Source organism: Aquimarina sediminis, assembly GCF_002895435.1.
GTDB lineage: Bacteria > Bacteroidota > Bacteroidia > Flavobacteriales > Flavobacteriaceae > Aquimarina > Aquimarina sediminis.
The window spans coordinates 40,829-65,165 of the sequence record NZ_POYJ01000016.1; the positions used below are offsets into that span (position 1 = coordinate 40,829).

The following is a 24,337-nucleotide window of genomic DNA, read 5'->3' on the forward strand; positions in this document are numbered from 1 at the left end:
AAAAAATTTTGGGGTAGATTATTCCTTGTTTTTTGTGTCTACAATAATGGTAACTGGTCCATCGTTAAGGATTGATATCTTCATATCAGCTCCAAAGATACCTGTACCCACTTTTTTTTCCAAATCTGATTCTAGTTGTTTTACAAAACTTTCATATAACGGGATTGCTATTTCCGGTTTTGCTGCTTTAATATAACTAGGTCTATTCCCTTTTTTGGTACTAGCATGTAATGTAAACTGACTTACTACTATGGCATCACCCCCTATATCCAATATACTTTTATTCATCACATCATCTTGATCTGCAAATATTCTAAGGCGTGAGATCTTTCCTGACAACCAATTTATATCTTCATTTGTATCTTTTTCTTCGATACCAATAAGAATAAGTAAACCTTGATTAATACTAGAAATAATTTTATCTTCAACTTTGACCGAAGCTTCAGAGACTCTTTGGACTACTGCTCTCATGTATTATTGTTTTTTAAACCTCTATTTTACTTTTTTGACATAAAACATGTTGATTTTATCCCAAAATCGAGTTGTAAATTATCAGAACTAATAATTTTATAGTGCAAGTATACACCGTAAGAGTTTCATTTTTTGAAACCGAGGATTTTTTTTTAAGTTTTTTTTCGAAAAATTAAAAATAAAAGGCTGGCAAGCCATAATTAGCAAAAATCATTCTTCGTTGTAGTTGTTTTTTCTATAATGCTCTTCTTCTCCTTCCAGAATTTGCAAATAGCTCTTATATCTAGACCAGGCAATCTGTTCATTATCTAAAGCTTTTTTTACTGCACATTTTGGTTCATTAATATGCAAACAGTTATTAAACTTACAGTCAGATTTTAGATCAAAAAATTCTGGAAAATAATCTCCCAACTCCTCTTTATCCATGTCTACAACACCAAAGCCCTTTATTCCTGGGGTGTCAATAATCTGCGCACCAAAACTCAAATCAAACATTTCTGCAAAAGTGGTAGTGTGCTGACCTTGTTGATGTTGATCACTTATCTCTGCTGTTTTTAAGGATAAATCAGGAGCGATAGTATTAATTAAGGTAGATTTTCCCACACCACTATGTCCTGAAAACATACTTACCTTATTTTTCATCATTGTTTTTACCTTGTCTACATTTTTGCCAGTCTTTGCAGAAATACCAATACACTCATACCCTATTTTTCTATATAGTGCTGCGAGATATTTGATCTCCAAAAGCTCATCTTCATTATACGTATCTATCTTATTAAAAAGGAGTACAGCTTTAATCCCATAAGCTTCTGCAGTAACCAAAAAGCGATCAATAAATGTTGTAAAAGTCGTTGGATTATTTAATGTTATCAGCAAAAAGACTACATCTATATTTGACGCTATAATGTGTGTCTGTTTTGATAAATTCACAGATTTCCTAATAATGTAATTTTGCCTTTCATGAATATACTCTATGACTCCTGTCTCTTGATCATTATTCTTTTCTAGCTTAAAATCTACCAAATCACCAACTGCTACGGGATTGGTACTTTTAATACCTTTAATCCTGAATTTACCTTTTATTCGGCATTCATAGACCTTCCCAACATCAGTTTTTACGGTATACCAGCTTCCAGTAGATTTATATACAATACCTGTCATAATCACAAAGATGCAAATATTAATATTTTTGAGAACTATTTTTTCTTTTAATTAAAAAAAACACACCTCATTAAGTCTTTTTCTGGTAGAACTATTGACTAATTCGGAACATATTAATCTTTCAATTCAAATTAATCATGAAAAAGATAATACTTCTTTCCTTTATTGCTCTAGGCTTTAATTCTATTATCGCTTAAAAGATTTATGAATAACAAATTAAAACTACCTTAGAATCCATAGCCGTAAATGACCTCTATAAATCAAGAATATTATCTACCATTGAAGCTAGAGACTACAAAGAATAATCCTCTACTCGTATTGGCAAAAAAAAGAAACAAATTGACAGAGGGGAAACTAAGGCAAAATGGGTTGACGAAACCAAACTTCTCAACTTCCATAACCTCGTTGGGATTCATTTTCAAAACACAGTTGTAAATAACACCATAGTTACCTCAAAAAATTAACGCTATACTTCTGAAGACCTGGACCCTGTTACTATCAATAGCGGAGTAGAAAGTTATGGTGCTAAAGGCATTTATGCTACCAGATGCATTTTTAAAAGGAAAAACAAAATGACCTAAACTTCAATTATAACCACCTGCTATATTTATTATAGCAGGTGGTATTTTTTTTATCCTCTTGCCACTTTTTTTTGATGATTAATGGACTCTTGATGAATTGCTTTGTAAATACGCAATATAAACTCTTCACTTAATCCATTTTCTTCACCTTCAAGAATCATTCTTCCCAGAATTTCATTCCATCTTTTAGATTGTAGGATAGCAACATTTTGCTTTGCTTTTACTTTTCCGATATCATCAGAAATTTTCATTCTCTTTGACAAAACTTCTAACAATTGATTATCTGCAATATCAATCTTAGCACGTAACTCGCTAAGTGCCTTTTGATACGCTTCATCTTCGCCTATTTCTTTACGAATTTTTAAATCTTTCATATATTGAATCAATGTTTCTGGTGTAACCTGTTGCTTAGCATCACTCCATGCGTTATCAGGATCATAGTGCGTTTCTACAATTAACCCATCAAAATTAAGATCTAAAGCTGTCTGCGACAAATCAAATATCAGATCTCTTCTTCCTGCAATATGAGAAGGATCCAAAATCAATGGTAGATCAGGAAAACGATTTTGCAGATCAATTGGAATCTGCCATTCAGGGATATTTCTGTATTTTGTTTTTTCATATGTTGAGAACCCTCTATGAATAACTCCCAAATTCTTTACATCTGCAGTGTAAAAACGCTCTACAGCCCCTAACCAAAGGGACAAATCAGGATTAATCGGGTTTTTTATCAATACTGGATTATCAATTCCTTTACAGGCATCTGCTATATCCTGAACAATAAAAGGAGATACAGTACTTCTAGCCCCAATCCATAAAACATCGACTCCATGCTCCAACGCAAGTTCTACATGATGCGGATTTGCGACCTCGGTAGCAATCTTCATTCCTGTTTCTTCTTTAGCTCTTTGCAACCATTTTAACCCTAAAGCTCCTACTCCCTCAAAATTACCAGGTCTTGTCCTTGGTTTCCAAATTCCTGCTCTCAACACTGTAGCATCAGAATCTTTAAGTTGATGTGCAATTTTAACTATCTGATCTTCGGTCTCTGCACTGCAAGGTCCTCCGATCACCAAAGGGTGATCCAGATTATATTCATCTAGCCAGTTTCTTAGTTCTTTCTTATTCTCCATTTTATTGATTATTAATACCTGTTATCTATTTTTATTTTTTTAATTTATCTATATTATTTTCTCTTATGCAATTCCATTAAGAATTGTTTTTATATGATTTGTCTCTTCCATCTCTTTATAAATCGCCAAGAAATCATCGTTTTTCATTAACTCTTTAAACTGGGTAAGATTCGTAATATATTCTTCTAAAGTTTCTATTACATTTTCTTTATTATGTTTAAAAATAGGTGCCCACATAGCTGGTGAACTTTTTGCTAAACGAACAGTAGAAGCAAAACCACTTCCTGCCATATCAAAAATATCTCTTTCGTTTTTCTCTTTTTCGATTACCGTTTTACCCAACATAAAAGAACTTATGTGAGATAAGTGAGAAACATATGCAATATGTTTATCATGCGATGCCGGATCCATATATCGAATCCTCATACCTAATCTCGAAAAAATCTCCATTCCTCTTTCTTGTAATTTAAATGCCGTTTTTTCTACCTCACAAATTATATTAGTTTTTCCTCTATACAAATTTGCAATCGCAGCCTGAGGTCCCGAAAACTCAGTACCCGCAATCGGGTGCGCTGCCAGATAATTCCTACGTCTTGGGTGTAAAGAAACGGTATCACACAATTTTGATTTTGTAGAACCTACATCAAAAACTAAACAATCATCAGTTATTTTATCTAAAATAACTGGTAACACTTCTACGGTAGCATCTACAGGAATAGCAACTATTATTACATCTGCCTGACTTACATCATCTATTCCTAAAACATAATCTATAAGCCCAAGAGATAATGCCTTATCTAGGTTTTCTTTATTGTTGTCAACACCATAAATTTTGGCATCATTAAAAGCTGCCCTAATATCAATGGCAAAAGAACCACCTATTAACCCTATTCCTAATATAAATACGTTCATCTATTATGAGTTACATTTTTTGATTGACTCTATCATTTGTCAATCGTACTTCTTTGTTTTCAAATCTCCCTATTGCTTCTTTAATATTTTCTTTGGTAATACAAAGTGAAAATCTGATATACCCTTTGCCGTTACTTCCAAAGATGTCTCCTGGTGCTATAAATATATCGTTCTGATACAAGATCTTATCAATAAACTCTATAGCATCTTCTCCTTCAGGTAGTTTAGCCCATACAAACATACCTTTGGTCGTTTTATCATAACTACACCCCAAAATATCAGCCAACTTCCATATTAATACTCTTCTCTGTTTATAGATCAAATTCATTTTTTCATACCATTCATTAGAAATTCGTAAAGCCGCTATTGCACCTTTTTGTATTCCTTGAAACATCCCACTATCCATATTACTTTTCACTTTAAGAATAGCATCAATCTTATCAGAGCTACCACTTACCATACCTACACGCCACCCTGCCATGTTGAAAGTCTTACTCAATGAATTTAATTCTAAAGCCACTTCTTTTGCTCCTTTAATTGACAAAATACTTGTTGGGCTATCATTTAGAATAAAACTATACGGGTTATCTTTTACCAATAGAATACTATGTTTTTTAGCAAATTCTATCATTTTCTCAAAAAGAGAATCATCTCCAGAAGCTCCTGTTGGCATATTAGGATAGTTTACCCACATGATTTTAACTTTACTTAAATCTTTTTTTGAAAGGCTATGAAAATCCGGTTCCCAACCATTCTCTTCAACCAAATCATAAAAAATTGGTTTTGCTCCTACCAAATTAGTCACCGCAGTGTATGTTGGATATCCTGGATTAGGCACTAGCACCTCATCACCTGCATTAAGATAAGCTAAAGAAATATGCATAATTCCTTCTTTGGACCCCATCAATGGTAAAATCTCATTTTTGGGATCTAAAGTCACCTGATATTTTGTACTATAAAAATCTGCAATTGCTTCTCTTAATTCGGGCAACCCTTGATAGCTCTGGTATTTATGAGCTCCATCTACGAGCACAGCATCCTGAATAGCCTCCACTACTTCCTTTGGCGGATCTAAATCGGGACTACCAATCGCCATATTTAAAACTGGTTTTCCAGAAGCTACAAGCTCTCTAACCTCTCTTAGCTTTTTGGAGAAATAATATTCTTCTACCGTTTCTAATCTTTTTGCCGTTTGAATGCTCATCCGTTTTGATTTTTATATTCCCCTAATACTTTTAGTTCTAATGCCATTATTTTCAAAATAGACATAGCTTTCTCATAATCTTTATAATCTGCAAAAGTTACATCTACAAAAAATGAATATTTCCAAGGCATATTTATAATTGGTAATGACTGGATCTTTGTTAGATTCAATCCGCAATCACTCATTACATTCAGTACTGTAGCTAAGCTTCCTTTTTTATGATCTGTCAAAAATTTTAAAGAGGCTTTATTTATTTCTTCTTTTTTTACGTTCGAATTTTCTTTTGTATTCAAAATAAAAAACCGGGTACTATTTGATTTGATCGTCTGAATCTCTCTTGCCAAAATATTTAATTGATAAATGTTTGCAGCTGTTTCTCCTGCTACTGCGGCAATTCCTTTTAATTGATTCTTATGGATTCTCTTAGCTACATCTGCGGTATCGGCATCCTCCACTAATTTGATATGCGGTTTTTCTCTAAAAAACTCTTTGCATTGAAGTAAAGCCATCGGATGAGAATACACTTCTTTGATGTCAGAAATATTTTGCCCTTCTAAAGCCATCAAACAGTGATGGATTGGCAAAAAATATTCACCTCTAATTGTGAGATCATGTTCATCTATGTATGCGTAGTTAGGAATGATTGATCCAGCAATAGAATTTTCGATTGCCATAACAGCATCGGTACTCTTGTTATGCTCGAGGCTGTATACTAACTCCTGGAAAGACATACACTCATTTACATCGATATCTCTCCCAAAATATGCTTGGGCCACCCCATGATGATACGATCCTTTTACTCCTTGTATGGCTACTTTTTGCTTCATTTTTTAACTTTATTTCAAAAAAAAATCCCGATTTTCATCGGGATTCTAGTTTTATAAATTTCTGCTCATTTATTTACATAGCGATCCCGATCTTTCTTTTAAAATAAAAGAAGAAAAAATAAAATCGGTTCCAAGTAAATAAATTGCTCATTATTGTCTCATTAATATGTTGCTAAATTAGCTAAAACTATTGCTATTCAAAATTATTTTTGATTTTTTTCATTATCACAGTGACATTATCATCAAATCTTGAAATTTTGATCCACATTTATGAAAAATTCTAGGAAAAACCTTAAGTACACTACGGATCTTCTATAATTTAAATCACTAACAAACGTTTGTATTTATATCACATTCAGCTCTTTACCTACTTTAGTAAATGCTTTTACTGCTTTTTCGAGGTGATCACGATCATGACCTGCTGATAATTGCACTCTAATTCTCGCTTTTCCTTTTGGAACAACCGGATAGAAAAAACCAATAACATAAATCCCTTCTTCAAGTAGTTTAGCTGCAAATTCCTGAGCTAGTTTAGCTTCATATAACATTACCGGAACAATAGGATGATCTCCAGGAATAATATCAAACCCTGCTGCTGTCATTTCGGACCTAAAGTATTTTGTGTTTTCTTCTAACTTATCTCGAAGCTCGGTAGATGTACTCAACACATCTAACACTTTTATTGATGCCCCTACGATCGAAGGAGCTACAGTATTAGAAAACAAATACGGTCTTGAGCGTTGTCTTAGCATTTCTACAATCTCTTTTCTAGCCGCTGTAAATCCACCAGAAGCACCACCTAGCGCTTTACCATATGTTCCTGTAATAATATCAACACGCCCCATTACGTTACGATACTCATGTGTACCTCGTCCGGTTTTTCCTAAAAACCCAGTAGAATGGCATTCATCTATCATAACCATAGCATTATATTTATCAGCTAGATCACATATTTTATCTAATTGAGCTATAGTGCCATCCATAGAAAAAGACCCATCAGTCACAATAAGCTTACGTCTTGATCCTTCTGCTGATTGCAGTTGTTTTTCTAGATCTACCATATTATTATGCTCATATCTGAAACGTTTTGCTTTACACAATCTAATTCCATCGATGATAGAAGCATGATTTAAAGCATCAGAAATAATTGCATCCTCTGGTCCCAGGATTGGTTCAAAGACTCCTCCATTAGCATCAAAGGCTGCTGCATACAAAATACAGTCTTCCATACCCAAAAACTCAGCTGTTTTCTGTTCTAATTCTTTATGAATGTCCTGAGTCCCACAAATAAATCGTACAGATGACAATCCATATCCATGAGAATCTATTGCTTTTTTGCCCGCTTCGATAACGTCTGGATGGGATGAAAGCCCCAGATAATTATTTGCACAAAAATTCAATACATCTTTAGTTTGAGTGGTGTCTATTTGAGCTCCTTGTGGTGTTGTGATTATTCTTTCGGATTTATACAATCCAGCTGCAACAATCTCATCTAGTTCTTTTTGTAAATCGTCTTTTATATTTGAGAACATCTTACTTAGTATTTATTCTTTTAATTATTATCTTATATTTTATGCAAAGATGCGAAACATCACAGCATTAAAGTCTCCAAGTTTTTTGATCCTTTTTTATATTTTGCCTTCAACTTTTGGATCATAGTCGTTGTTATTGATTCAAGATCAAATTCAGGTTTCCATCCCCAATCTTTTGTTGCCGCAGAATCATCTATAGAGTTTGGCCATCGAGATGCAATTTCTTGTCTAAAATCGGGGTCATATTTAACTTCAAAATCGGGATATAATTTACGAATTTCTGCAACTACTTCTGCTGGAGAAAAGCTAATTCCTGCAATATTATATGAAGTTCGGGTCATAATATCTTCTTTTGGAGCATCCATCAATTCTAATGTAGCCCGTATTGCATCATCCATAAAGATCATAGGCAAAGTAGCATCTTCTTTCAAAAAACAATTAAATTTTTCTTCCAAAACTGCTTTATGGTATATATCTACCGCATAATCGGTAGTACCTCCTCCTGGTAATGATTGATATCCTATCACACCAGGGTAGCGAATAGATCTTACATCAAGTCCATATCTCAGAAAATAGTATTGCGCCCAATTTTCTCCAGCTGCTTTACTAATTCCATACACCGTTGCAGGATCTAGATATGCATTATTGGGAGTGTTTTCTAGTGGTGCTCCCTCGCCAAAAACGGCAATTGAACTTGGGAAAAATACTTTTTCTATGTTATTTTTTCTGCAAACCTCTAGTACATTAAATAGGGTTTTCATATTAATATCCCAGGTCTGCAATGGTGTTTCTTCTCCTTTTGCAGAGAGAATAGCCGCCAGATGATAAATCTGAGTAACTTTATATTGAACGACTACTTCCTGAATTCTATCTATATCTGTTGCATCAATGATTTCAAAAGTATCTTTATATCCTTCTCTAGCTCTCAAATCTGAAGCTATTACATTAGAGTTTCCGAATTTCTGTTTAAGAGCTTCGGTAAGCACAGATCCTAATTGACCATTTGCTCCTATTATTAAAACAACCGTTTTCATATATTCTATATTTTGGGACACTACAGTGTTATTTACTTCCAAAAGTACAAAATATAGCTTTTACAGCCTTTACAGTTAAATAATTAAGTAATAATTGCTTTTCAATACATTTATTTCAGCTATATTTACTTTGACAAAAGCTTAAATTCAACTTTTGAAGTAACTTTTTTTTGACATAAAATGGAACAATTAGATCATACAGACATTACAATTCTTAGAATCCTACAAGAAGATTCTAAAAAAACAGCAAAAGAAATAGCCAAAATTCTCAATATTACTGCCTCTCCGGTGTATGAAAGGATACGGCGATTAGAAAAACAAGGGTTTATTAAAAAATACGTTGCAATCCTAGATAAAAAGCTAATAGATCGTTCGATAACTACAATTTGTCAAGTATCTATGAGGTATCACAATGAGGCTTTTATAGAAAAATTTGAAAAACAAATTCAAAACCTGCAAGAAGTACAGGAATGTTATCATATGGCAGGTCAAGTAGATTTTATTCTAAAAATCCACACAAAAAGTCTCGAAGAGTATCATGATTTTGTAAAAACGAAACTATCAAAAATTGAAAACATTGGGGTGTTAAACAGTACTTTTGTACTTAAAGAAATTAAACACACATCTGAATTTTACATTTAACAAAGAGCAAAGACAACGGATGCTACCAAAAAATCTTCACACCTCATATCAGTTTACATCGATATTATTATAATATTAAGATCTTTTTTTTGTGTTTGCCATACAATAGATATACTAATTATGTACTTTTGAATGTAAACAGATTTTATATTTAGCCTATATGTCAATTTCGGTATCCAATGTTTCTAAATTTTATGATGATCAAAAAGCGCTTGACACTATTTCTTTTGAAATAAAGCAAGGCGAAATAGTTGGTTTTTTAGGTCCAAATGGAGCTGGAAAATCGACAATGATGAAAATCCTCACTACCTATCTTGATCCGTCAGAGGGCACTGCTTTGGTCAACGGTTTTGACATTCACTCTCAATCCATTGAAGTAAAACAAAGTATAGGTTACCTTCCTGAACACAATCCCTTATATTTAGAGATGTATGTAAGAGAGTATCTGGTATTTAATGCGCGGGTATATAAAATATCAAAAACCAGAATTGAAGAAGTCATCGAATTAACAGGATTAACCTCTGAGGCAAATAAAAAAATAGGACAACTTTCTAAAGGATATCGCCAACGAGTTGGTTTGGCTTGTGCATTGCTTCATGATCCCAAAGTTTTAATCCTCGATGAACCAACAACAGGTTTAGATCCAAATCAATTGGTAGAAATAAGAGAGCTTATTAAATCTATTGGAAAGAAAAAAACAGTTTTTCTATCTACACATATTATGCAAGAAGTAGAAGCAATGTGTGATCGAGTGATTATTATTAATAAAGGAAAAATTGTAACTGACAAATTTCTTGATCAGATAGCAGATGGAACAGAGCAAATTATTGAAGTAGAATTTGATTATCGTATAGAAGAAGCTTTCTTACTAAAACTACCCAATGTAAGCGAAGTAAAAAATATTCATGATTTTTTATATGAGATCACCTTTGACACTACAATAGACATGCGCCCTGTTGTCTTCGATTTTGCACATGATAACAAATTAAAAATACTACAGTTATCTAGAAAAAACAAAAATCTGGAAAGCTTGTTCAGAGAAATGACAAACCCTACATAAGAACATTACGCCCGAATTAATTTTTGAAAAGTCGCACTCAGGATACTATTAACATAGACTTTCCTTCTCGATATCACTTAAAATCTCTTTAAGTTTCTCTACAGAAATGGGTTTAACGATATAATCACTTACACTTTCAAAAGATTTAGCTCTCAGAATGTCATCCGGATCGACAGAGGAAGACACTACATATATAATGATTTTCTTTTTACAAGGTACTTTAATGAATTCTTCTAAAAACTGAATCCCATCTAATATCGGCATATTTAAATCTAGCAAAATAACATCTGGAAGCTTTTCATTTGCTGATATTATTGCTTTCAAATTATTTAATGCTTCCTCTCCATTTCTGAAGACCATAAAACCATTACAAAAATCAACGAGTCCCATTATTTTTTTAATTCCAAATACAAAAATTGGGTCATCATCAATAATACAAGCTATATCAATCTTTTTCATATTTCATAAAAATTTTAAAAGTGGTTCCTTTATTTACTTCACTTTCGACTTCAATTTTACCTCCCATCGCTTCGACTTGGTTTTTGGTGATAAACAACCCAATCCCTCTAGCTTCCTTATTATTATGAAAGGTTTTATACATCCCGAACAATTTAGACCGATGCTTTTCTAGGTCAATCCCGAGTCCATTATCTTTAACATATAACACTACATAATCTTTTTCTACACTAGCACTTAAAGCAACAAAGCTATCTCTTTCTTTAGAACTATATTTTATTCCATTAGTAATAAAGTTAAGTAATATACTATCCAAATATGCTGGGATTCCCAAAATACTAATATCAGGATCCGTAATATTATTAACAGTTACATGGGTCTCTTTTGCTATAGAAGAAACATTTTCTATAGCCTTATTAATTCCTTCGCTTAAATTAAGTGCAGTTAAATTCTCATCAACAGAAGTATTCATTAGGACAACTTGGTTTAAATGAACTATAGTTTCTGTGAGGTTCTCAGAAGCGGTCTTAAATAGTTTTATAATTTCATTATTCTTAAACAATGGATTTTCTTGAATAAACAAATCCAAAAGCATTTGAAAATTTCCTGAGTGTGATTTTAGATTATGCGAAACTATATGAGCAAAGTTTCTCAACCTCTTATTCTGATCCTCAGCAACTTCAAGCCAAGATTTTAAATCTTTTTCTACTTTTTTTATTTCACTTATATCTGCTGCCACGCCAAGATATCCTATCACCTTATTCTCATTCTTTATAGCAGACAATGTAACCTGCACAGGAAAAGAAGTCCCATCTTTACGCACATGCATCCATTCTCTGGTATCACTTTCCTTTTTTTTAAGTGCTGCAGTAAAAACTTTAAAACCTCTGATGCTTTCTTTAAGTTGTGATGACAATTCTTCTTCTCTCTTTTCTATTTCTTCTTTTTTATGTAATAGCAAAAGCGGCTTTTTTAATAGCATTTCTTCTTTTGTATATCCCAGTAAGTTTTCTGCTCCTTTATTAAAGGTAGTAATTAGACCATCTCTATCTGTACCAATAATACTCACCTGTGTGATATCATCAATTATCCCCTTTAATTCTCCAAGTGTTTTCTGAAGCTGTTCTCTGACTAAAATTTTATGACTTATATCTGCAATTTGTGCGATAAAGTACGAAGGTTCGTTATGTTCATCTTTAATTACAGAAACAGAAAGATTTATATGTATAACATGACCATCTTTATGAAAGCACCTTTCTTCCATATTACTATACAATGTAACTCCTTTAAAGAGTTTTTGAAACGACCTATCATTTGCAACCAAATCATCTGGGTGTATAATATCTTTAAAGGCAAGCTTTGTCAACTCTTTATTAGAATACCCTAGAATTTCACAAAGTTTATAATTAACTTTTGTAAAAAGCCCTTTACGATCCAACATTACCATCCCAATAGCAGCATTCTCAAAATTCCTTCTGAACATTTCTTCACTTATTCGTAGTCGAATTTCTGCTTCTTTCATTCTTGTAATATCGGCAGTATGCATAATCACCCCACCAATCCTATGCTCATCTGTGTACCACGGGCGTAATTCCCAGGAAAGCCATTGTAAAGACCCATCCATTCTTTCAAAAGAATCTTCATCACTTTTTAAAACTTTTCCTTTCAGGCATTTCTCAAAATTCTTTTTCCACTTTTCTCCTATTTCCGGAAAAACACTATAATGTGATTTCCCAATAACATTCCGTCCTTCGATTCCATAATCGACATACCATTTTTCTGATGCTGCAAGGTAGCACATATTAGTATCGAACATTGCTATAGCACTAGGGGTTTGTTGAATAAACAGTTTATTTTTTTCTAAATCTTTTTTACTTTTTGTTATTTCTTGATGTGAACCAATCATCCACTCTGGATTTCCTTTTGAATCTCGACTTACTACTTTTCCTTTGTTCAGAACCCATATCCATTCTCCATTTTTATGCCTCATACGAGATTCGCATTCATAGACAGCTGTTTTGCCTTCAAAATGATCTTGCAGAAGCTCATTAGATTTGACCAAATCATCATGATGCAAACCTTTTATCCAAGAATCTATTGAAACAGGTTCTAGCTCTAAAAGTGTATATCCAGATATATTAGCCCATCTTTCATTAAAGATAATCTCTCCAGTTTTTACGTTCCATTCCCAGGTTCCGAGATTTGTCCCTTCTATAATATGTTCATAGCGATCTACCTGCCTTTGTAGTTTTATTTCTGCTTTTTTTAATTTGGTAATATCGGTATGGGCACCGAGCATACGTATTGGCTTTCCATTATTATCTCGTATTGCCAACCCTCTGCATTGAATCCATACTGTGTGTCCTAATCGATGCCTGTATCTTACAATTTGATCATAAGGATGTGATGCATCTTCACAGTGTTTGGTAAAATTACTATACACCTTCTTTAGATCTTCTTGATTAATAAGATCCTGCCATGCAGAAGCACTATGCGGCATATCATTAGGATTGTATCCTAACGTTGTCCAAAACTTAGAATTCATCCATTCATTATCAGGGTTATCCAAATCCCAAAACCAAAGCCCATCAAGGCTTGATTCTTGTATAAAATCGAAAATAAAATCATCACTCTTGATTAGAGCGTATAATTCTTCTTTCAGATAATTTTCTCTTAAATTTTCAAAATTATGAGACGTATTAGATTGATTATGAATCATTTTCGTGTATTGGATTTGAAATAAAATTTTGCAGTCTTATAAAGTTAGACATTAAATTTCAATTCAAAAGACTATGATTCCGCAAAATTTTTACGTGAATGCCTTAGTTTATTTTTTTCTACTTTAATATAAAGCAAAAAGACGTTTTCAACCAAAAAAAGCTTACTAAAAAGGAAAACGTTATGCTTCTCAAACGGAAAGAAAAAACACCTGAAACCAAGTACAATTATTGAAAGATTAATTTGCCAGTAAAAAATTCTTCAACCTCTACAACTGCAGGTTTATTTGCAGAGATCACATTACCTGTACTTCGTATTTCACCTTTAATAGATTGCCTAGGATTCACAATAATCTTGTTAGTTCCTCTATGAAAAACTGTAACATTTTGAGCTACTAAGTTTTTCCCTTCAAATCTTCCGGTCCCAGAAGCGAAGTTTACATTCAAAGATTCTGTAGTTCCTTCGATAAAAAAAGATGCTATATTATTTCCAACAACTACTATACGTTCAGCATTTACTTTAACATTAAATACCCCCGTTGTGGTACCCCCTGTATCTTCGGTAAAATCCTCAGATAACAAATTAAGAGATGGATATGTTAACACTCCATCTGATGAAATACTGAATTGAGTTGCACTTCTAATTTCGGTTAGATTAGTAGCCGTAACATAGATTTTGGTCTGATTAAAATCTCTAAAAAAAGCACAATCATTAGTATCACTAAGAATAAGCCGATCTCCTTCTACCACAGCAGTAACTTCATTAATAAGATTATCACCAGTTTCGACGACTACAGAAGTTGTTTCTCCTTCTTTTAGAATAACTTCAATATTTGGGTTTACCAAAATTCTTGTAAAATCAGAGACAAAGATCTCTTTTGTAACTAGCGTACCTGTTCTCTGAAAACAATCCGAGGCATTTTCAGAATTACATCCTAGCAAAAACAACGTTCCTAATATTACTATAAATCTTATCACAATATTTTTTAAAAAAGACATCTATAAACTAATTCAATCCAGACATTAAAATTTTTAAAACACCTATCTATAAAGACTGTTCTTCTTTTTTTACAATCTATACCCTATCGAGAACTCCATTGCTTCTGCCTTGGCTGCATGAGACTTAACAGTTAACGAGCCTAATACCTTTTTTGTAAAATAATATCTAACCCCAGCTCTAAGATAAGTTTGCCCTTCAAAATCGTAGGGATAATACGCATAATAACCAACTTGTGTCAATACCGAAATTCTATTAACTCTCAATTCATGCCCCAAAAACACCCCTACTCGTTTTGAATCTTCATCACCAGATGTGCCATCATTAAATCCTCCCGTAGCCCTAAAATCAATATATCTTTCTAATGCTTTAGAAAAGAACACTTCGGTTCCCAGCAGTAAGGCACTTTTTTTATTTAGTCTTTTATCGGCAAAAGCCGTAAGCGTGTAAAAAGGGAATCTACCTGATCCCACGACATCACTTTCATTGATTCCGCTTCTAAGAATAAATCCAAACCCTATGGGTTCTCCTCCTTTGACTGCTCCTTTTTCTTTCTCTACATATTCTTGGGATTCTTCATCTATTGAATAGGTAAGACCAGCGTTTAAAAATAAGGTATTTGTACTTTTATTAGGAGCTTTTGAGTTTCCGTTGGAGTAATGAACAACACCTAAACCTGCTTGTACCCCCAGCCCTTTTATAACATTCTCTTTCTTAAATTGCAAGAGTGCATATGACGCACTTACCAGGTGACTACCATACGCTACATTTCTAAAATTTTTATCCTGATCATAAGGCTTATTTCCGTATGACGCTCCCTGACCTATTCTTAACATCAGAGCACGTTTTAAAAAATAAAAATTGTAATGAGCAAAGACTCCATAATGCTCTCCCAAATACTGGTTATCCATATCTTGATACAGAAAAGAAACACCATAATCGGGGTAATTGTAAAGTCTTTGCCATGCTTCATCTCCATACGTCTTGCGCTGAAAAGAAAGAATTACACCAGAGGGGTGACCTGTTATCAAATGTGAGATATCAGGATTATGCTTTAAAATCGTGCCATAAAAATTATTAACATCTATTGTATAGTCCAACTTAGATTCTGTTTGGGCAGAAACATAGAGATGAATAACACAAAAAAGCAAGCAAATCTTTTTAATCATCCGGCAAAAGTAGTGATTAAAATAAAACTGCAAACATCTTTATATCTTGTATGTGTTACAAAAATATTTCTATCCTTAAAAAACAGCAGATGCAATTTTTTGTATGTTATCAGACTTACCCATAGAATAATAATGCAAAACAGGAACACCATACTCCATCAGTTCTTTAGATTGTTGTATAGCAAACTCTATACCTACTTGTCTGATTTCGCTATTAGTTTTACATTTTTCTACTGCTCGTACTAATTCATCGGGCATATCAAGTTTAAAAACCTGCGGCAAAAGCTGCAAATGTCTTTTTACAGCTACTGGTTTAATCCCCGGGATAATAGGAACGTTAATTCCTGCTTCTTTTGCTCTTTCAACAAAATCAAAGTATCTCTTATTATCAAAAAACATTTGGGTTACTACATAATCTGCACCTGCATCTACTTTATCTTTTAAGCGTCTAATATCCGAATCCATTGAAGGAGCTTCTATATGTTTTTCGGGATAACCGGCAACTCCGATACAAAAGTCTGATTTATTATCAGTTTCGATCACTTCATGAAGAAACTGTCCTTTATTCATATTCACTATCTGAGTAACCAGTTCATTAGCATAATCATGCCCTCCTTTGGTAGGCATAAAATACTTTTCTTCTTTCATGGCATCACCGCGTAAAGCCATTACGTTATCAATTCCAAGATAATGGCAATCTACTAACAAATATTCGGTTTCTTCTTTAGTAAATCCACCGCATAATACATGAGGGATAGTATCCACATTGTACTTATGAGTTATAGAAGCACAAATACCAACAGTACCAGGACGCATCCTTGTAAGTTTTTTGTCTAACAACCCTTTTCTATCAATATATATAAACTCTTCTCGCGAGGTAGTTACGTCAATAAAAGGAGGGTTAAATTCCATCAAAGGATCTATATTGTTGTATAATTCTTGTATACTTCTTCCTTTTTGTGGTGGTATTAACTCAAAAGAAAATAAAGTTTTCCCCTTTGCTTTTTTTATGTGATCTGTTACTTTCATCTAGTTTATAATTCTTATTTGATCTTTCATATAATTTTGAACTTCCCGAATGCTTCTCCTTACTCAGAGGAACGTTTCGGAGTTTCCCGAAAACCTCTCCTTGCCCAGAGGAACATTTCGGAGTTTTCCGAAAACCTCTCCTTGCTCAGGGGAACGTTTCGGAGTTTCCCGAAAGCTTCTCCTTGCTCAGGGGAGCGTTTCGGAGTTTCCCGACAAAACTCTCTTTTTCCAAGAGTATAGTTTCTACACTTATATAGTTTATCGCTTTCTATCTATTATTTTAATTGACTATATATCATATTTATTTGCCCTAAATGGTACACATCATGCTGTATAACTCCTCGAATCATGTATTTATTTTTGTATTGTTTCCCAGTCACTTCTTTATTCATCCAAGAGTCTGATTTGGCACCTAATACTTCACAAATCTCGTTCTGAGTCTCTATGAGTTCTTTAAGAACATCTATTTTTTGTTTTTCGGTCTGTATTGTAACCTCTTTTCTCCAGTCTTGCTCAGAGTTTAGTTCAATACTAAAACCTTCGTTTTCATTAATTTTTTGTATTACAAAATTTCTCCAATCTATGAGATGATATACTAATTCTGATATTGAATGTGACGTGTTTTTTGGTTTTCTATCCCAAAAGCTTACAGGAATATTTTCTAACGATCTTAATACCGAAGCTCCAAACCACGGCTCTCCGCCAAAAACTTCATTATATTGTTTAATACTATCCTTTACATTCATTTTATTGGTACTTAATCCAAGATATTAGGGCTTAGCCATTTCTCTGCATATTGATGATCTATGCTTTTTCGTTTTGCAAAATCTCTTACTTGATCTTCTTTTATTTTTCCTAATCCAAAATACCTTGCTTCAGAATTTCCAAAATAGTAACCCGATACAGATGCAGCAGGCCACATCGCCAGGCTTTCTGTTAGCTCTACTCCTATTTGTTCATTTACCTGAAGTAATTCCCAAATTGTGATTTTTTCGAGATGATCAGGGCAAGCTGGATATCCAGGTGCAGGTCGAATTCCTTTATAAACTTCCTTTATTAACTCCTCATTACTAAGTTCTTCATCCTTGGCATACCCCCAATCATCGGTACGTATTTTTTTATGTAAATATTCTGCAAAGGCTTCAGCTAAACGGTCTGCCAATGCTTTGATCATAATAGAATTGTAATCATCATGATCTTTTTCAAAAGCTTCTGCTAATTCTTTGGTTCCAAACCCTGTGCTAACACAAAAACACCCTATATAATCCTGAATCCCACTTTCTTTTGGTGCAATAAAATCAGATAATGCAAAATTAGGTTTACTGGCATGTTTTTTTAATTGTTGTCTTAGCGTTCTAAACTTAAAACTTCCCTGCTCTGTAGACACCTCAATATCATCATCATCTACAGTGTTAGCTTCAAATAATCCATAAACAGCCTTGGCTCCTAATAATTTTTCTTCAAATACTTTTTGCAATAATTCTTGCGCGTCTTTAAATAATGATGTTGCTTGTTCTCCCACGACATTGTCGCTTAGAATAGCTGGATACTTACCATGTAAGTCCCATGATCTAAAAAAAGGAGTCCAGTCTATATATGGTTCTAATTTTTTTAGATCAAAATCCTCTATAATTTTAACTCCAAGTTCTTTAGGAGTTATTATTTCTGAGTTTTGCCAATCAATTGAGTATTTGTTTTTTCTAGCTTCTTCAATTGTTAAATATTCTTTCTGTTTTGTTCTTTTCAGGAATCCATTTCTAAATTTTTCATAATCTTCTTTCAGATCTCCGACATATTTTTGATTACTTCTTTTATTCAATAAATCTCCTACAACTGTTACAGCTCTGGATGCGTCATTTACATGTACTACCGCATTTTTATACTGCGGATCAATTTTAACTGCAGTATGTGCTTTGGATGTAGTTGCTCCTCCAATTAATAATGGAATATTAAAATTTTTGCGTTCCATTTCTTTTGCTAGATGAACCATCTCGTCTAATGATGGTGTAATCAAACCACTTAGCCCAATGATATCTACTTGTTCATCAATTGCAGTTTGAATAATCTTTTCTGGAGGCACCATTACTCCTAAATCTACAATCTCATAATTATTACATCCTAATACTACAGAAACAATGTTTTTGCCAATATCGTGTACATCTCCTTTGACGGTTGCCATTAGAATACGTCCATTAGAGTCGTTCTCTTTTATAGTTTCTCCTGAAATCGCATTCTGTTTCTTTTCTTCTTCAATAAAGGGAAGTAAGTAAGCTACAGCTTTTTTCATCACTCTAGCAGATTTTACCACTTGAGGCAGAAACATCTTACCAGAACCAAACAAATCTCCTACGACATTCATACCTGTCATCAGGTTTCCTTCTATCACTTCGATAGGCTTATCGGCTGCTAACCTTGCTTCTTCTACATCTTCTGTAATATATTGATCAATCCCTTTAACAAGGGCTCTTGTTATTCTATCTTGCAGAGGTTCTTCTCTCCAAGAAAGATCAACTACCCTCTCCTTGGTAGTTCCTTTTACAGATTCTGCAAAATCCAATAACCGTTCGGTGGCATCATCTCTTCTATCTAGAATTACATCTTCTACATGCTCTAACAGATCTTTAGGGATATCATCATACACTTCTAACATAGCTGGATTTACAATCCCCATATTCATTCCTGCCTTAATAGCGTGATAAAGAAAAACCGAATGCATTGCTTCTCGCACCACATTGTTTCCTCTAAAGGAGAACGAAACATTACTCACTCCTCCACTAACACTACAATGCGCAAGATTTTTGCGAACCCATCGTGTAGCTTCTATAAAATCAACGGCATTTTTGCGATGTTCTTCCATTCCTGTTGCTACCGGAAATATATTGAGGTCAAATATGATATCTTCTGGAGGAAAATTAAGTTGATGAACCAGTATATCATAGGATCTCTTTGAAATTTCTATCCTACGATCATAATTATCTGCTTGCCCAACCTCATCGAATGCCATTACAATAACAGCTGCACCGTATCTTTTTATAGCTTTGGCATGAGCTATAAATTCTTCTTCTCCTTCTTTAAGGCTAATTGAATTCACGACGCATTTTCCTTGAACCACCTGTAAACCAGCTTCAATGATTTCCCATTTAGAACTATCAATCATAATCGGTACTCGGGCAATATCGGGTTCGGCCATGATCAGGTTCAAAAACCTAACCATTGCGTCTTTACCATCGATTAGCCCGTCATCCATATTAATATCAATAACCTGCGCTCCACCTTCTACCTGGTGCCTGGCTATATCTAAAGCTTCATCAAATTTTTCTTCTTTAACTAATCGCAAAAACTTGCGAGATCCAGCAACATTGGTACGCTCTCCTACATTGATAAAATTGGTTTCTGCAGAAACGATCATCGGTTCTAAACCAGAGAGTTTGAGATACTTTATTTTTTCTTTACTACTCATATACTATACGGTAACTTCTACAGATCTTGGTTTATATTGTTTTGCTAAATCGGCTATTGCCTTGATATGTTCTGGAGTTGTACCACAACATCCCCCTATGATGTTCACTAAGCTCTTATCCATATATTCTTTTATCTGCTCTGCCATTTGCTCTGGAGTTTCATCATATTCTCCAAATGCATTTGGCAATCCTGCATTAGGATGTGCTGATATTCCAAAACTTGATTTTTGAGAAAGCACCTCCAAGTGAGGAGTTAATTGACTTGCTCCCAAAGCGCAATTAAATCCTACCGACAACATAGGTATATGGGAGACAGATATTAAAAATGCCTCTGCCGTTTGCCCTGATAATGTTCTACCACTTGCATCAGTGATGGTTCCACTTATCATAATAGGCACCTCTATTGATCGTTCATCTTTAACTTCTTCAATAGCAAAAAGAGCTGCCTTTGCATTAAGTGTGTCAAAAATAGTTTCTACTAATAAGATATCTGCTCCTCCATCTAACAAAGCTTCGACTTGTTGTTTATATGCAACTCTTAACTCTTCGAAGGTAACTGCCCGAAAACCAGGATCATTTACATCGGGAGACATACTTGCTGTTCTGTTTGTAGGCCCGATAGAACCAGCAACAAAACGAGGTTTATCTGGTTCTTTTTCTGTAAACTCATCTGCCACTTCTTTGGCAATTTTAGCAGATTGATAGTTAAGCTCATAAACCAATTCTTCCATCTCATAATCTGCCATAGCTATTGTTGTCCCCGAAAAGGTGTTGGTTTCTACAATATCTGCTCCAGCTTCAAAATAAAGTCTATGTACTTCTTTGATAGCTTCTGGCTGAGTAATACTCAACAAATCATTATTACCTTGCACAGGAATAGTCCAATCCTTAAATCGTTCTCCTCTAAAATCTTCTTCAGTAAATTTATATCGCTGCAGCATTGTTCCCATAGCTCCGTCCAGCACGAGAATTCTTTCTTCTAATATTTTCTGTATATCTTTCATTAACTATCAAGTATTATCATAAGTTCTAGCAGATGCCAGAATAATTAAACATTGCTAATTCTCTATTAAAATAAAGAATTACATATCAAGAAAAACAGGTGGAAAATATAGCTAAGCTATGAGTTTTCGTTATCTATTCTGCGCAGGCAGATAGAATGTAGCACCTTCTTTACAGGATAAAGGGTTGCTAAGGTTTCACAGGGTCTATTCCCTCCACCTTTCTTGATAACATTAAAAAAATTTATGAACTAAACAGCCATTGCTGTTAATTTGACTACAAATAAAAGACATAGCCTTTTGTTATGCAAATTTATTGCATTTTTTTGCAGTTCTTATACTGTTTTAATCTTTATTATATACATGACTTGTAACACATAATGCTAATTAAAGTTTTATATTATACAAAGTAATACATATGTGTGATTTATGAGCATGTTAGTTTTTAATAAAATATGGTTGCATCGAAACTGGAAATGGATACTTCCATCAACTACTCTGGTGGTTTTTGCTTTTACTTTTTTTATAATGACCGGAGATGCAACTTTTCGATATGGTTCTGTGTTTCTTCAACCTGATTTGGTAAATAATGCTTTAGAAAAAGCTCAGGAGAATGAACTTGTTATCGAAAAACTAGGTAAACTATCTTCACATAACTTTTTCCATTTATTAGAAGGTGAAGTAGCGTATCAAAACAACAACTCTCTAATCATCCTAACCGTAGGAATTCGAAATATTGAAGGAAAAAAAGCTAAAATGGATATTATAGCACATCGAAACGGGCAAAAATGGAAGTATCAAAAAATCACGGTAAGAATAAAAAAGCCCAAAAAGGTGACTATCAAAATTCTCGAGCAATAAAATTAATTATGATTCTGGAGCTAATTCTATCTCTAAGCCTTCTAATTCTGGGGTGATCGGAATTTGACATCCTAACCTGCTATTGTCTTCGACATAAAACGCTTCTGCCAGCATCATATCCTCATCTTGTCCCATTTCTGGCAACTCATGATCTGACAAAACATAACATTGACATGATGCACACATCGCCATACCGCCACAGGTTCCTTCTACAGGTAATTCATATGCTTTACAAACTTCCATCAGGTTCATAGCCATATCTGTAGGAGCTTGCACTTCATGAACAACTCCTTCTCTATCCTTTATCTTTATGGTAACATCAGACATACTTCTTATCTTAATCCTATAAAAATCCTCGCAAATATACCGAAAAGTAATTAGTATTATCTGCGAGGAATTTCATTTTAAATACACTTTAAGAGTTTTATAACATAGAATATTAGCTACACAAAAACTCCTGAAAGTAATTATTCTATTAAATTATAGCTTTTACTGTTTCTTTTTTAGCTTCTTTTTTCGAACCATCGAATCCTTCTACCCCTCCAACAGTCGTATACTTCATAACATATTTCTTGTCTGGATGAATTCTTTGGTATGCGCTTTGACACATAAGAGTTGCTTCATGAAACCCAGAAAGGATTAATTTTAGCTTTCCTCTATAAGTATTTACATCTCCAATAGCATAAATACCGGGTATATTTGTTTGATAATCATAAGAATTATCTACTTTGATCGCATTTTTTTCGATCTCTAACCCCCAGTTTGCAATTGGTCCTAATTTTGGAGATAAACCAAACAGTGGAATAAAGTAATCTGTATCTATTGCAATATCTCCTTTAGTTTTGTGCTTAATATTGACACCTGTAAGATACTCTTCTCCTCTTAACTCTTTTACTTCTGCTTCTGTTACCAGGTTTATTTTTCCTAACTTAGAAAGTTCTGCTACTTTTTCTACAGAATCCAAAGCTCCTCTAAACTCATTACGTCTGTGCACCAAAGTAACTTCACTTGCCACATCCGCTAAGAAAATTGACCAGTCTAATGCTGAATCACCTCCTCCAGAGATCACTACCTTTTTATCTCTATATACTTCTGGATCTCTAATAATATACGCGACGCCTTTATCTTCGAAATCTGCTATATTAGGAATAGGTGGCTTACGTGGTTCAAAAGACCCTAACCCACCAGCTATAGCTACTACTGGGGCATTATGTTTTGTTCCTCTATTGGTTGTAACCAAAAACGTATCGTCTTCTAATTTTTCAATAGTTTCTGCTCTTTCTCCTAATGTAAAACCTGGTTCAAAAGGTTTTATTTGCTCCATTAAGTTATCTACTAAATCTCCTGCTAAAACCTCAGGAAAGCCTGGGATATCGTATATTGGTTTTTTAGGGTATATTTCTGCACATTGCCCACCTGGTTGTGGCAATGCATCAATAAGATGCGTCTTTAGCTTTAGTAATCCTGCTTCAAAAACTGTAAACAACCCTGTTGGTCCTGCTCCGATTATTAAAATATCAGTCTTAATCATTATTTCAACTTCTTTTTTCTATTAATCCTTTGGTAAATTCGTTTAGTGTTTCCACTTTTTCCTCGAAATCACCTTTTAATGTTTCTCTATATTTATTCAAATTCTTAACTAAATCATCAATATTTTCAGGAATTACCTCTTCAAAAAATTGACGTAATCGCTTGGCTGTTGTTGGTGACTTTCCATTAGTTGATATAGCCACTTTAACATTCCCCTTGGTTACAATCCCTCCCATATAAAAATCACAATATGGTGGATTATCTGCTACATTAACTAGTACACTATTATTTCTACAATCGTAATATACTTGCTCATTAACTTCGGGAATATCTGTTGTTGCTATAACAACATGTTTTCCTCCTAGTAAATACTCATGATACTTTCCTTCTATCATTTCTACTCCGTGTTTATTTGCAAGTTCCTTTGTGTTTTTCCTATACATTGGAGACACCATTGTTACTTTTGCATTTGGACTAGATTTTAATAAGAACGTTAGTTTTTCATGAGCTACATTGCCTCCACCTACAATCAAAGTATTAAGATTTTTAGCTTTCAAAA

General features: G+C 33.8%; 22 protein-coding genes and 1 riboswitch. Of the genes, 3 read left to right on the forward strand and 19 right to left on the reverse strand.

Going from position 1 to position 24,337, the window contains the following annotated elements:
• Positions 1-18: 18 nt before the first annotated feature.
• The 8 genes from dtd to C1X07_RS23185 form a co-directional block, all read right to left on the reverse strand.
• A complete protein-coding gene (gene dtd, locus C1X07_RS23150; protein WP_103072435.1) occupies positions 19-471 on the reverse strand; it encodes a D-aminoacyl-tRNA deacylase in 453 nt (150 codons plus the stop codon).
• Between the two features lie 210 nt (positions 472-681).
• Complete coding sequence (rsgA, locus tag C1X07_RS23155; protein ID WP_103072436.1) at positions 682-1,632, reverse strand: ribosome small subunit-dependent GTPase A; 951 nt, start codon at positions 1,630-1,632, stop codon at positions 682-684.
• Between the two features lie 631 nt (positions 1,633-2,263).
• Positions 2,264-3,346, reverse strand: a complete 1,083-nt coding sequence (locus C1X07_RS23160) for a bifunctional 3-deoxy-7-phosphoheptulonate synthase/chorismate mutase type II (protein ID WP_103072437.1) — start codon at positions 3,344-3,346, stop codon at positions 2,264-2,266.
• Between the two features lie 63 nt (positions 3,347-3,409).
• Entirely contained in the window at positions 3,410-4,258 is an 849-nt protein-coding gene (locus C1X07_RS23165) for a prephenate dehydrogenase (RefSeq protein WP_103072438.1), read from the reverse strand.
• Positions 4,259-4,268: 10 nt separating this feature from the next.
• Positions 4,269-5,462 carry a pyridoxal phosphate-dependent aminotransferase gene (locus tag C1X07_RS23170; RefSeq protein WP_103072439.1) on the reverse strand — a complete coding sequence of 398 codons (1,194 nt, stop codon included), beginning with the start codon at positions 5,460-5,462 and terminating at the stop codon, positions 4,269-4,271.
• The gene (locus C1X07_RS23175; protein WP_103072440.1) at positions 5,459-6,289 is read right to left on the reverse strand and encodes a prephenate dehydratase; all 831 of its coding nucleotides are present in this window, start codon (positions 6,287-6,289) and stop codon (positions 5,459-5,461) included. Before C1X07_RS23175 ends, C1X07_RS23170 begins: the two co-directional genes overlap by 4 nt.
• Before the next feature lie 344 nt (positions 6,290-6,633).
• On the reverse strand, positions 6,634-7,821 hold the full coding sequence (gene kbl / locus C1X07_RS23180) for a glycine C-acetyltransferase (protein WP_103072441.1): 1,188 nt from the start codon (positions 7,819-7,821) through the stop codon (positions 6,634-6,636).
• A gap of 59 nt (positions 7,822-7,880) precedes the next feature.
• Positions 7,881-8,855, reverse strand: coding sequence for an NAD-dependent epimerase/dehydratase family protein (locus C1X07_RS23185; protein WP_103072492.1), 975 nt, complete (start codon positions 8,853-8,855; stop codon positions 7,881-7,883).
• Between the two features lie 180 nt (positions 8,856-9,035).
• Between C1X07_RS23185 and C1X07_RS23190 the strand changes: the two genes are divergently transcribed.
• Together C1X07_RS23190 and gldA are read left to right on the forward strand one after the other, a co-directional pair.
• Positions 9,036-9,497: an Lrp/AsnC family transcriptional regulator gene (locus C1X07_RS23190; RefSeq protein WP_103072442.1), complete on the forward strand. Its 462-nt coding sequence runs from the start codon at positions 9,036-9,038 to the stop codon at positions 9,495-9,497.
• Between the two features lie 160 nt (positions 9,498-9,657).
• A complete protein-coding gene (gene gldA / locus C1X07_RS23195) occupies positions 9,658-10,557 on the forward strand; it encodes a gliding motility-associated ABC transporter ATP-binding subunit GldA (RefSeq protein ID WP_103072443.1) in 900 nt (299 codons plus the stop codon).
• A 48-nt stretch (positions 10,558-10,605) separates the two neighbouring features.
• Here the strand turns inward: gldA and C1X07_RS23200 are convergent, their stop codons facing one another.
• The 8 genes from C1X07_RS23200 to C1X07_RS23235 form a co-directional block, all read right to left on the reverse strand.
• Positions 10,606-11,016, reverse strand: coding sequence for a response regulator (locus tag C1X07_RS23200; RefSeq protein WP_103072444.1), 411 nt, complete (start codon positions 11,014-11,016; stop codon positions 10,606-10,608).
• The gene (locus C1X07_RS23205) at positions 11,003-13,732 is read right to left on the reverse strand and encodes a PAS domain-containing sensor histidine kinase (RefSeq protein WP_103072445.1); all 2,730 of its coding nucleotides are present in this window, start codon (positions 13,730-13,732) and stop codon (positions 11,003-11,005) included. The genes C1X07_RS23200 and C1X07_RS23205 overlap by 14 nt, the downstream gene beginning before the upstream one ends.
• 226 nt (positions 13,733-13,958) lie before the next feature.
• Positions 13,959-14,708 carry a head GIN domain-containing protein gene (locus tag C1X07_RS23210; protein WP_241507319.1) on the reverse strand — a complete coding sequence of 250 codons (750 nt, stop codon included), beginning with the start codon at positions 14,706-14,708 and terminating at the stop codon, positions 13,959-13,961.
• Positions 14,709-14,798: 90 nt separating this feature from the next.
• The gene (locus tag C1X07_RS23215) at positions 14,799-15,896 is read right to left on the reverse strand and encodes an acyloxyacyl hydrolase (RefSeq protein WP_103072447.1); all 1,098 of its coding nucleotides are present in this window, start codon (positions 15,894-15,896) and stop codon (positions 14,799-14,801) included.
• Between the two features lie 75 nt (positions 15,897-15,971).
• Positions 15,972-16,925, reverse strand: a complete 954-nt coding sequence (gene metF, locus C1X07_RS23220) for a methylenetetrahydrofolate reductase [NAD(P)H] (RefSeq protein ID WP_103072448.1) — start codon at positions 16,923-16,925, stop codon at positions 15,972-15,974.
• 275 nt (positions 16,926-17,200) lie between these two features.
• A complete protein-coding gene (locus C1X07_RS23225) occupies positions 17,201-17,671 on the reverse strand; it encodes a DinB family protein (protein WP_103072449.1) in 471 nt (156 codons plus the stop codon).
• A gap of 11 nt (positions 17,672-17,682) precedes the next feature.
• Positions 17,683-20,385 (reverse strand): methionine synthase, encoded by a 2,703-nt coding sequence (gene metH, locus C1X07_RS23230; RefSeq protein WP_103072450.1) that lies wholly within the window; start codon positions 20,383-20,385, stop codon positions 17,683-17,685.
• Between the two features lie 3 nt (positions 20,386-20,388).
• Complete coding sequence (locus C1X07_RS23235) at positions 20,389-21,390, reverse strand: homocysteine S-methyltransferase family protein (protein ID WP_103072451.1); 1,002 nt, start codon at positions 21,388-21,390, stop codon at positions 20,389-20,391.
• Between the two features lie 126 nt (positions 21,391-21,516).
• A riboswitch (SAM riboswitch) is annotated at positions 21,517-21,622 on the reverse strand.
• A 194-nt stretch (positions 21,623-21,816) separates the two neighbouring features.
• Here C1X07_RS23235 and C1X07_RS23240 point away from each other — a divergent pair.
• Positions 21,817-22,248, forward strand: coding sequence for a cytochrome c oxidase assembly factor Coa1 family protein (locus C1X07_RS23240; RefSeq protein ID WP_103072452.1), 432 nt, complete (start codon positions 21,817-21,819; stop codon positions 22,246-22,248).
• Positions 22,249-22,254: 6 nt separating this feature from the next.
• Here the strand turns inward: C1X07_RS23240 and C1X07_RS23245 are convergent, their stop codons facing one another.
• From C1X07_RS23245 to C1X07_RS23255, 3 genes are all read right to left on the reverse strand, one after another.
• Entirely contained in the window at positions 22,255-22,575 is a 321-nt protein-coding gene (locus tag C1X07_RS23245) for a 2Fe-2S iron-sulfur cluster-binding protein (protein WP_103072453.1), read from the reverse strand.
• 148 nt (positions 22,576-22,723) lie between these two features.
• Complete coding sequence (locus tag C1X07_RS23250; RefSeq protein ID WP_103072454.1) at positions 22,724-23,779, reverse strand: NAD(P)/FAD-dependent oxidoreductase; 1,056 nt, start codon at positions 23,777-23,779, stop codon at positions 22,724-22,726.
• Positions 23,780-23,783: 4 nt separating this feature from the next.
• Entirely contained in the window at positions 23,784-24,335 is a 552-nt protein-coding gene (locus C1X07_RS23255; protein ID WP_241507322.1) for a precorrin-2 dehydrogenase/sirohydrochlorin ferrochelatase family protein, read from the reverse strand.
• Positions 24,336-24,337 lie beyond the last annotated feature (2 nt).

Excerpts from the sequence above, each read along its gene's own strand:
- gldA (WP_103072443.1), top strand. The coding sequence starts at position 9,658 with ATGTCAATTTCGGTATCCAATGTTTCTAAATTTTATGATGATCAAAAA.
- metH (WP_103072450.1), bottom strand. The coding sequence starts at position 20,385 with ATGAGTAGTAAAGAAAAAATAAAGTATCTCAAACTCTCTGGTTTAGAA.
- kbl (WP_103072441.1), bottom strand. The coding sequence starts at position 7,821 with ATGTTCTCAAATATAAAAGACGATTTACAAAAAGAACTAGATGAGATT.
- C1X07_RS23250 (WP_103072454.1), bottom strand. The coding sequence starts at position 23,779 with ATGATTAAGACTGATATTTTAATAATCGGAGCAGGACCAACAGGGTTG.
- C1X07_RS23200 (WP_103072444.1), bottom strand. The coding sequence starts at position 11,016 with ATGAAAAAGATTGATATAGCTTGTATTATTGATGATGACCCAATTTTT.
- rsgA (WP_103072436.1), bottom strand. The coding sequence starts at position 1,632 with ATGACAGGTATTGTATATAAATCTACTGGAAGCTGGTATACCGTAAAA.
- C1X07_RS23245 (WP_103072453.1), bottom strand. The coding sequence starts at position 22,575 with ATGTCTGATGTTACCATAAAGATAAAGGATAGAGAAGGAGTTGTTCAT.
- C1X07_RS23215 (WP_103072447.1), bottom strand. The coding sequence starts at position 15,896 with ATGATTAAAAAGATTTGCTTGCTTTTTTGTGTTATTCATCTCTATGTT.
- C1X07_RS23185 (WP_103072492.1), bottom strand. The coding sequence starts at position 8,855 with ATGAAAACGGTTGTTTTAATAATAGGAGCAAATGGTCAATTAGGATCT.
- C1X07_RS23190 (WP_103072442.1), top strand. The coding sequence starts at position 9,036 with ATGGAACAATTAGATCATACAGACATTACAATTCTTAGAATCCTACAA.
- C1X07_RS23165 (WP_103072438.1), bottom strand. The coding sequence starts at position 4,258 with ATGAACGTATTTATATTAGGAATAGGGTTAATAGGTGGTTCTTTTGCC.
- C1X07_RS23225 (WP_103072449.1), bottom strand. The coding sequence starts at position 17,671 with ATGAATGTAAAGGATAGTATTAAACAATATAATGAAGTTTTTGGCGGA.
- C1X07_RS23205 (WP_103072445.1), bottom strand. The coding sequence starts at position 13,732 with ATGATTCATAATCAATCTAATACGTCTCATAATTTTGAAAATTTAAGA.
- C1X07_RS23175 (WP_103072440.1), bottom strand. The coding sequence starts at position 6,289 with ATGAAGCAAAAAGTAGCCATACAAGGAGTAAAAGGATCGTATCATCAT.
- C1X07_RS23170 (WP_103072439.1), bottom strand. The coding sequence starts at position 5,462 with ATGAGCATTCAAACGGCAAAAAGATTAGAAACGGTAGAAGAATATTAT.
- dtd (WP_103072435.1), bottom strand. The coding sequence starts at position 471 with ATGAGAGCAGTAGTCCAAAGAGTCTCTGAAGCTTCGGTCAAAGTTGAA.
- metF (WP_103072448.1), bottom strand. The coding sequence starts at position 16,925 with ATGAAAGTAACAGATCACATAAAAAAAGCAAAGGGGAAAACTTTATTT.
- C1X07_RS23235 (WP_103072451.1), bottom strand. The coding sequence starts at position 21,390 with ATGAAAGATATACAGAAAATATTAGAAGAAAGAATTCTCGTGCTGGAC.
- C1X07_RS23240 (WP_103072452.1), top strand. The coding sequence starts at position 21,817 with ATGAGCATGTTAGTTTTTAATAAAATATGGTTGCATCGAAACTGGAAA.
- C1X07_RS23160 (WP_103072437.1), bottom strand. The coding sequence starts at position 3,346 with ATGGAGAATAAGAAAGAACTAAGAAACTGGCTAGATGAATATAATCTG.